Raw genomic sequence first — 8,905 nt, forward strand, 5'->3', positions numbered from 1 at the left:
ATTGACGGACTTCGGGGCTAGAAAGTGCATTCTCAATCCACCGCACTCTCGATCAAGAGCGCTATGAGTGCAACTAGAACCCCCGAGAAAAACAATTCGACAAGAGCCAATCCGCCGACCGCAAAAGCGAATTCGAAGGGTTCTCTTGCGTAACTGACAGTGCGTCCGACGGAAATGCGGTTTCCGAGATAAATCGTTCCGGCCGCTATCGAGTCCCATATGCCAGTCGCTGCAGTAACAAAAGCAAAGAAAATTAAACAAGCGCCGATAAAACCGACGGCCGAAAGCAACTTTCTGATGTTCAATGACAAATCTCCGATGCGGTGAAGCTGCTTCCTCTATCATCGGTAAGCGCCTAGTTCGATTTTATCAAACGCAACATCAGGAATGCGAATCGAAAGTTTAACGTAATATGCCAGACGAAGTAGCGCTGACAGTGGGCGGTCAGACAGTCCGCGCGTGGCTCGCGGTATGAATCGTATAGCGGTGGACTTCGATATCTCAATGACTGAGCGCTACCCGCACATATCGAAAATCGTCGTCAGTGAAGGCGATCCCTAAATCATCTCGATTGGCGGAGATACGATCATAACGGGCTACGTAGATCGCGTAAAAGACAGACGCGCACGCACGTATACGCTTTCGATAGCTGGGCGCGCGGAAAGTGCGCGGACCTCGTTGATCCGCAGCGCGCAATTCGAGTTATTACGGCTTTTGAAAGTGACCACGGCCGACATTGCCGCCGCGCGGTGCAAACCGTTTGGTATGGCGGTCAAAGTGCTCTCGCCGGGGTATCGTGAACCCGCACTTCTCGCAACGCACGAGACGCTGAAATACGCTATAGTAATATAAGGAGTCCGCGCTATCTGGACGCGGAGCAAAGCGCGATTTATTGCGCAGTGCTATTTGAAGGGTTCGACAACCCTATCCCGTTTCACGCAATGTCAACTGATCCAGTGACCCACGGACAGGAGATTTACGCACGCTTGATCGCAGGAGACTTCGGCGCGATAGCCGAATTTCAGGCATCGAGCGAAGCATAAGGAAGTCGCAAGCATGGACCGCTATCTAAAGGCGAACGCTTCAACCATTGCGCCAGCGGTGCCCGCCACGAGCGCGGGCGGCTACCCGCAGGACGGCAAGCCCGCGAGTGGTATCGATGGAAGTATCCCGGGTGCGTGGTGGTTTCACTCGATCACCGAGGAACTACGAAACGCGATCATCGCGGCCGGGCTTACTCCCGACTACACGAAAACGGACCAGCTCTCGCAAGTGATCGCTTGCGCACTATCATTCGTCAATACCGGAAGCGGCGCACTCTCGCGACCCTCAATCGATAAGCAAAGGGAAACACTCGACCTGAACGACTACGACACGTTCATGAATGCCGCGAATGAGTCTGTGCGAAGCGGGCGGCATGTGAGACTCCCCGGGCGCAATCTCAACGTTCCAGCAAACACCGTTATTCCTGGTGGTGCGGTATTTCGTGGCGTCGAAGGGAAGACGCAAATCACGATTATTGGGAACGGCTCGCTCATTCACGGCGGTAACGGAATACGCTTTACAGGTGTCACCTTCAAGGGCGGCACCTATGCGGTCGATACGTCCGGCACCAGTCGCGCGCGCTATCAGTACTGCACGTTCTCCGGTCAGAGGAGCCACGGTGTCTACTGCGATGGCGACGGCCATGTCTTCGACCGCAATGAATTCAGTGGTTGCGGCGGCTCGGGGCTCGCATTCGTTGGCGTTACTGCTGCCCTGAACGAAGCAGCGGGAAACGTATTCGACCGCTGCGCAAACTTCGGGATCTGGAACGCTCAGGGCGCTAACCGCAATCTCATGAGCGGCAACCGAACTATCGGAAACGGACTGGAACTGATCGGCGTGACGTCCGATAGTTGGGGGCATAGGATCATCTCCAACCATGCATCGGGTACGGGCGACAATGGAATCTCTGTATCTGGCTACCGCTGCACGGTGACAGGCAATATCTGCGAGAACAACGCCAATCATGGCCTCGGCCTTTACGGGGAGCGCAACGCAGTGACCAGCAATGTCTGCCGAAACAACGGTCAGCGCAACGTTGCGACACCGGGGGGTGCATATGCTGGAATCACGTGCACGCCCGCATTCGGCGGGCTCGCGCGCAAGAACGTCCTTACGTGCAACATATGCGACGACGACCAAGCCAGCACAACTCAATTCTATGGCGTGAAGGTAACGACCAATTCACATGTCCAGTGGACCGCAGGGACGACCGTCACTGTTGCGAATCTAGTTCGCTTCAACGGGCTTAATCTGTACCGTACAAGCAAGCAGGGGACCACAGGCAGCACGCCACCGACGCATAGCTCGGGCACGGTCAGTGACGGCTCCATTGAATGGACGTGGATCGCCTCGAACTTAAGAACGCCCGCGCTTGCGTACCCGGACTGGTCTGCATCGACCAACGTAAACGGCGGCGTGCTCAGGTTCAGTGGAAACTGTCTTTATCAAGCCACGACGGACGGCAAGACTGGATCGACCGCGCCGGCCCACAAGAGCGGCGCGGCAAGCGACGGCGGCGTAAGTTGGCTCTTTGTCGAAGAGTACCCGACGAATCTGGATGGATGGGATAACGTCATCGGCCACAACACGGCAAGCGGAAACCTCAAGGCACCTTGGGCGATACTGACCGGCAACAAGAATAATGTCTATGAAGACGGCACGCTAAGACTGGGTCTGAGCGGACGCAATATTACGTCCAATGTGGTTGTACTTCCGGGAAGTCCCGAAGGCTCTCCTGACATTGGCGTTGCGGAACCCGGTACGCTCGGATTGCGCAGGGACGCCAGCACAACACCGGGCATTGCTCTCATGTCCAAACAGTCTGGGAGCGGCGCGACAGGCTGGTTGCCGGTCGCATTACGTCATCAGGGGCCCTTGTCATCTCGCCCCGATCTTTCATCGCTCGGGAATGGCGCGCGCGGGTATTTGTTCTTCGCGACCGATCAAGGCGCGCATGGCACGCTGCTGATTTGGCATGGGACCGGCTATCTCGATCTCGCGAGTGGCGCAACTTTTCCCGCGGCGTAAGCACATCATGGACCGTTATTGGAAATCGAACACTGCGCCTGACGCGCCCGCCGTACCTGATACGACCGCGGGCGGCTATCCGCAAGATGGCATCCCCGCGAGCGGAGTCGAAGGCACGGTTCCAGGCGCATGGTGGTATCACAGCGTCACCGAAGAGATTCGCGGCGCTATCGAAAAGCTCGGTGGCGTGCCTGACTGGAAGAAGACGGACCAACTCGGCACGACCATCGCGGGCGCGCTCGCGACTGCGAGTGACAAGGCCGGGCAATCGCTCTCAACACCGAATGGCGCGGCTCTAGTCGGCTTCATTCAAGCCGGTACCGATGCCGCAACGCGCACGATGCAAGACAAGGCGCGGGAAGTCGTTAGCGTCGACGACTACTATCGGCCAGAACTCGGAGACGCGGACTACACGCAAGCGTTTGAGCGCGCCATTGCATATCTGTCGAGCCGCGCCGGAGGCGTGATCGAATGCTACGGAAGCGTTTATATTGCCGAGACGATTTCAGTTCGTCGCAACATTATCATTCAAGGGCGAGGCGCGGCCGCCACCGTGCTTCAACAGGCGGCGAACGCCAATAAAGATTTCGTCGTCTCGGAGAACTTTGCCGCGCTGACCGGCTCCGGAGTCGATGTTGCAAGGGATACGCGCGTGCCATCCTGGTTCGGTTTGCGCGCGGTTCGGATTGACGCGAATCGGAGCGGCAACAGCATCGGGCGAGCGGTTGCCTTCTATGGTGCAGCGCAGATCATTGATGACGTGCTCATCGAACATGGTGCCTCGGGTGGACTCTATACCGAATACGCTACCAACGTGGCGTCGATGACCTCGTGGCCCATGCAGGAAGAAGGTTATATCCGCAACGTCATCAGCCGGGAAAACGGCGGTGTCGGCTGGGTCAATCGTGGACCGCACAACGTCTACGTCGATAATTTCATCGCGTGCCTGAATGATGACTGGGGCTACTATTCCGAAACGCTCGCGGGAAAATACAGCGGTGCGCCGACATACGCCACCAGCCTGCACTGCTACAGCAACGATATGCAGTGGAGGACGTCGAGTGGTCGCGCTCGGCGAAACATGTGCATCGGCGTCAACATGTCGTGCGGTCTGCTGGTGGTCGATGGCGCGCAGTGCGAGATTCGCGGTAGCAACAGCTTGATCGGAATTGTCAAACAATACTTTGGCGGTCAGGGTGGGGACTCGCTCGTTCTGTCAGGCAGCAATATCCAGATCGGTTCGCACTACGGCATCATGCGTAACGACGGCGTATCGTCCGGCTTCACCTCATTGCGAATAACCGGCGATTACAACGAGATTGGCACGTCGAATATCTCAGGCACGCAGCAGCTATTCGACGGCGTGGCAATTCAGGGCGTTGGCAACGGAATCGGCTATCTGATCGCGCAGAACTGCCGCACGGCCTTATCGATTTCGGGATCACGCAACCGTGTCGACGCGCTGCTGATGAACAACCTGACAGCGCTCAATTACGACACGCCAACAGACGGATACAGCGGCTATAACACGTTGAGGGCTCGCATTTACCAGACGAGCGGGAGCTACATTTCAGGCGATGCGCCGGCCGCAGATAAGGATACTTTCGATATCGTCGCGAATGGCATGGGGGGAGTGATACAGCGCACCGCATGCGTGCTCTCGGTTAGTGCGCTGCCGATTGATACAACGTCCATCCAACAAGCGAACGTCGCGCACAACTTGATTTGGCCGTGTCGAGTGCGAGACGTGGTCCTCACAATGACCGGGCAGACCGGAAGCAGTACTGTCGCCTTCGCGTATTGGCGCGTGAAATCGGTCGATGCGACAAACATCACAATCGAATACCGCTGCGCCACTGCCGGGCCCGCTGGCTCGCAGGTCTCGTTTGGCATTCAAGCGCGCGTCAACTGATCCGTTGAGTGACGAATTGATCCGCCTCTTCGTTGCGCTGACGTTGCCCGAGTTGAACGCTTTCACCTTCGTCTATGCCGAGGGCGATCACAACGCGGTCAGCGATACGGGAGGGCATGGCGGCGTCCAACTGCTTGAGCGCTCGACCAACGCCAGTCCCGTTCAACGATTTAAGACGGTGCTTTCAACGGAAACGACGTTGCATCGAGTGCTCCGACTGTTCGGACGTTGGCGCAAGGCAGCGTCATTGCGAATGCGATGCAAGTAAAAACGGGCATAGCCGGGGGCGTACGTCGTAACCGGCTGGTTCAACTCCGCTGCGCTGGGTACTTGGCTTGCGCTATGTGCGCCGACCGGGAACTAGCGCTCTAATTCCTCTATTCTTACTTGGTGTTTAATGGATCGCTATTGGAAGTCCAACACGGCGGCTAACGCGCCGATTACGCCTGACACGAACGCGGGCGGGTTTCCGCAAGACGAAATGCCGTCGAGCGACGTGAAAGGCACCGTTCCGGGCGCCTGGTGGTATCACAGCGTTAATGAAGAGATACGTGGCGCGATCGCGAAGCTCGGCGGCGTGCCTGACTGGACGAGAACGGACCAGCTCGGCGCAGCAATCGCGGACGCTCTCTCTAGCGCGAAGTTGAGGCTAAGCAGCGAGAACGGCTCGACGCAGGTCGGCTTCTTGCAAGCGGGCGATGGTGCGACGCCGCGCACGGTGCAGGACAAGCTGCGGGACGTTATCCACGTCAAGGACTTCGGAGCCGTCGGCGGAGGCGTGGTCGATGATACGCTCGCAATCCGTAAAGCAATCGCCGCACTGCCTTCATCGAATGCGGTGCTCGATTTCGGAGGAGACACGTATCTAGTCACGAACGCACACGGCTTACAAAGTGCGCTTAATTCACCGGCCGCCTCTTACGCGTTGGTCATTGAAGGATTGAGCAACATCGCGCTCGTCGGCCACGGTGCGCGCATCGTCGCCACCGTTCAACCCACCGACATGGTGACAATGGCAATCTCCGGTTGCTCAAACATCGAACTCCGGGGTATCACATTCGACGGTTTGAACCACTACGAAAAAGACTCAGTTATTAGCTATAAGCAACAACTTCTTCATCTACTCAATCCACACGGGGCGTGGATTCATCATTGCCGCTTCGCGAACAGCGCAAATATCGGTCTGCTGGTGACTGCCCAATATCAAGTGATTGCACCGACAAAATTTCCTTCGTCGAACATGGTCGAAATCGCGTCTTGTATATTTGATAACGTCTTGCAGAATAGTACATACGGGACAGGGATAGACGTTCTGAACGTTCACCATTGCGTATTCAAGAACCCCGTTTGCGCGGCGTGGAAAATGAGCTCGACCGCTGACACAAGGGCGACTCCGAACGGTGACGTAGGCCACTTCAAGGATGTCATCTGGGATAGCAATATCGTTTTTTTCGATAGTGGTTACGCGAATCCCCTGGCGGCAACCGGAGGCGTCCCGAACAACTATCGGGTCATGCTTGACGGCGTATCTTTCGCAAAGCAGTACAAGATAACGAACAGCATCTTCGACAACGGGGGTGCGTGGGACGATGGCATCACGACGGGCGGGTTCGGCTTGAAGATCGAGCCCACATCTGGGGACGAAAGCTGTATCGCGAAGCCTAATACGAGAGTCGATGTATCGGGAAACAAGTTCTTCGATGTCAGCGCAAAATACGCAGTCGCGGTGTCGATTTCTCCGTTCGTCGACGACGCCGTTCTGCAAGCGAACGAGTTCCACGGCTGCTATCACGGCATCGACGTAAACAACGGCTCGGTTACGCTTGCGAAAAACTATCCGGACGTGAGCCGCTCGCGCTTCAGTATCAGAAGTAACGAATTTTTCGGCACCCTCAACCGTGAAATCGCATTCGTATCGTTTTTCGGGGACGAAATTTCAATTACGGACAATCGCGCATCCCTGAAGGGTCAACCGCGTGGAACTGCACAGCTAATCTATGTAAGCGCGATTGGTAGTACGCTGTCGCGCCTCGTCGTATCAAGAAATCAAGGCGATCGGAACATCGGCATAACGGCGAACGCGCGGGAGTGGGAGATAGACGACAACTCGTGCGGCTCCGACACTACGTGCGGGCTTTCGGTGGGCGCGAAAGTGATTACACAAGGTAGCCGCGCGTTTGTCCGCCGTAACCGTGTTGACTCGCCTCAAGGCGCTCGAATTGACGGGATCGCGGGACCGGGCGGGTGGGTCGAATTCAACGACAACACGCTTTTCAACTGCTCAACGGGCGCGTGGTACGCCACTCGGCTCGGCGACGGCACGAATCTTATCGGCGTCTTTCGGCGAAACGTTATGGCGTCGGGCAGCGTAAGCGGAGACACCAAATACAACGTTCAAGGGTCACGGCTTGTAATCGACGTCGAAGACACATCTGCACCCGACACCTATCCGCGTCTTTCGTCTACGGCTGTGAACGGCTCAACCTATCGCGTTGTCGGAACGTCCAGCGCGACGGGTCTCGCGTTCATTCGGGCCGCTGGCATATGGGTGACTATGGTCTGACTGAGCACGCCCGTTTCAATCGTGAAACTAATTGGCTGTTCTTTGCCCTGGCGGTCTTCGCGGACTGCACGCTCGTCTGTATCGAAGGCGATCAACATCGTGCCTGATACGGACGGGCATGGCGGCGTGCAACTGCCTGAGCGCTCGATCAATGCCAATCCCGTTCAACGACTTAGGACGGTGCTCTCAACGGAAACGACGTTGCATCGAGTGCTCCGACCGTTCGCACATTGGCGCAAGGCAGCGTCATCGCGAATGCGATGCAAGTAAAAACGGGCACAGCCGGGAGCGTACGTCGTAACCGGTTGGGTCAACACCGCTGCGCTGGGTACTTGGCTTGCGCTATGTGCGCCGACCGGGAACTATCGCTCTAATTCCTCTATTCTTACTTGGTGTTTAATGGATCGCTATTGGAAGTCCAACACGGCGGCTAACGCGCCGATTACGCCTGACACGAACGCGGGCGGGTTTCCGCAAGACGAAATGCAATCAAGCGACGTGAAAGGCACCGTTCCGGGCGCGTGGTGGTATCACAGCGTTACCGAGGAAATCCGCAATGCTATAACCACGCTCGGTGGCGTGCCTGACTGGACAAAGACCGACCAACTTGGCGTGGTGATCGCGGGCGCGCTCGATAAGGCTGCTCAAACACTCGGCGGTTCCGATGGCGCTGCGCAAATTGGTTTCGTTCAGAGCGGCAGCGCGATGCCGCGAGATATGCAAGCCAAGGCACGCGAGGTCGTGTCCGTGCTTGACTACGGCGCCAAGACGGGAGGTGACACAGCGAATGGACTCACGAATCGCAAAGCCTTTCAAACGGCTATAACGGCGCTATGGCGTGCGGGCGGCGGTGAGATAGTCATTCCGCGAGGCACTTACGCGCTCGATGTCGCCGTGCCCATAATCGTCCCGTCTGGGATCGGTATCCGGGGCGAGCCTGGTTCATGGATCGTTCCCAATATTGCCACGGTAGTTGATGTTGCTACGCGGCCTTTCCCGCTTGCAAATGGTGCTGTGTTCGTAACTGGAAATCCGGATACCGGACAACGTGCGGCAATCGAGAACGGCACAGGCGTTACCGAAGTCAGTTTCAGCGGCGTACAAATTCGGTGCGACTACTTACACGGTTCATTGAGTGCAGGCCAACAACTGCGTGGACTCGGAGCATACGCCGTCGACGGTCTGCGTGTGTCTGGTTGCGTCGTGTTGAACCTGCCGAATTCTGGCATCGTTGCAGGGGATTGCTCCGAGGCAATGATAACGGGCAACCGGGCGAATGGGAGTTATGGTCGAAACTGGTGTTCGGGGCGAGGCGGGGATTTGGAGGCGGTGGAGGTTTAGCTGAGAATGTTGCT

6 protein-coding genes are annotated in these 8,905 nt (G+C 57.0%); 5 read left to right on the plus strand and 1 reads right to left on the minus strand.

Features of this window, described 5'->3' with window-relative positions; genetic code table 11:
* Nucleotides 1-32: 32 nt before the first annotated feature.
* On the minus strand, nucleotides 33-305 hold the full coding sequence (locus tag AWB82_RS32985; RefSeq protein WP_086973493.1) for a hypothetical protein: 273 nt from the start codon (nucleotides 303-305) through the stop codon (nucleotides 33-35).
* A gap of 751 nt (nucleotides 306-1,056) precedes the next feature.
* Here AWB82_RS32985 and AWB82_RS32990 point away from each other — a divergent pair.
* The 5 genes from AWB82_RS32990 to AWB82_RS33010 all read left to right on the plus strand — a co-directional run bounded on the left by AWB82_RS32990 (nucleotide 1,057) and on the right by AWB82_RS33010 (nucleotide 8,891).
* Nucleotides 1,057-3,075 carry a right-handed parallel beta-helix repeat-containing protein gene (locus tag AWB82_RS32990; RefSeq protein WP_086973494.1) on the plus strand — a complete coding sequence of 673 codons (2,019 nt, stop codon included), beginning with the start codon at nucleotides 1,057-1,059 and terminating at the stop codon, nucleotides 3,073-3,075.
* Between the two features lie 7 nt (nucleotides 3,076-3,082).
* A complete protein-coding gene (locus tag AWB82_RS32995) occupies nucleotides 3,083-4,987 on the plus strand; it encodes a hypothetical protein (RefSeq protein ID WP_086973495.1) in 1,905 nt (634 codons plus the stop codon).
* The gene (locus AWB82_RS33000) at nucleotides 4,962-5,255 is read left to right on the plus strand and encodes a hypothetical protein (protein ID WP_143756953.1); all 294 of its coding nucleotides are present in this window, start codon (nucleotides 4,962-4,964) and stop codon (nucleotides 5,253-5,255) included. The genes AWB82_RS32995 and AWB82_RS33000 overlap by 26 nt, the downstream gene beginning before the upstream one ends.
* A gap of 129 nt (nucleotides 5,256-5,384) precedes the next feature.
* Nucleotides 5,385-7,550 carry a hypothetical protein gene (locus AWB82_RS33005; RefSeq protein WP_143756954.1) on the plus strand — a complete coding sequence of 722 codons (2,166 nt, stop codon included), beginning with the start codon at nucleotides 5,385-5,387 and terminating at the stop codon, nucleotides 7,548-7,550.
* Nucleotides 7,551-7,949: 399 nt separating this feature from the next.
* Nucleotides 7,950-8,891 carry a hypothetical protein gene (locus AWB82_RS33010; RefSeq protein WP_086973498.1) on the plus strand — a complete coding sequence of 314 codons (942 nt, stop codon included), beginning with the start codon at nucleotides 7,950-7,952 and terminating at the stop codon, nucleotides 8,889-8,891.
* The last annotated feature ends 14 nt before the right edge of the window (nucleotides 8,892-8,905 follow it).

It is taken from the genome of Caballeronia glebae (assembly GCF_001545035.1).
In the GTDB taxonomy this organism is placed as follows: Bacteria; Pseudomonadota; Gammaproteobacteria; order Burkholderiales; family Burkholderiaceae; genus Caballeronia; species Caballeronia glebae.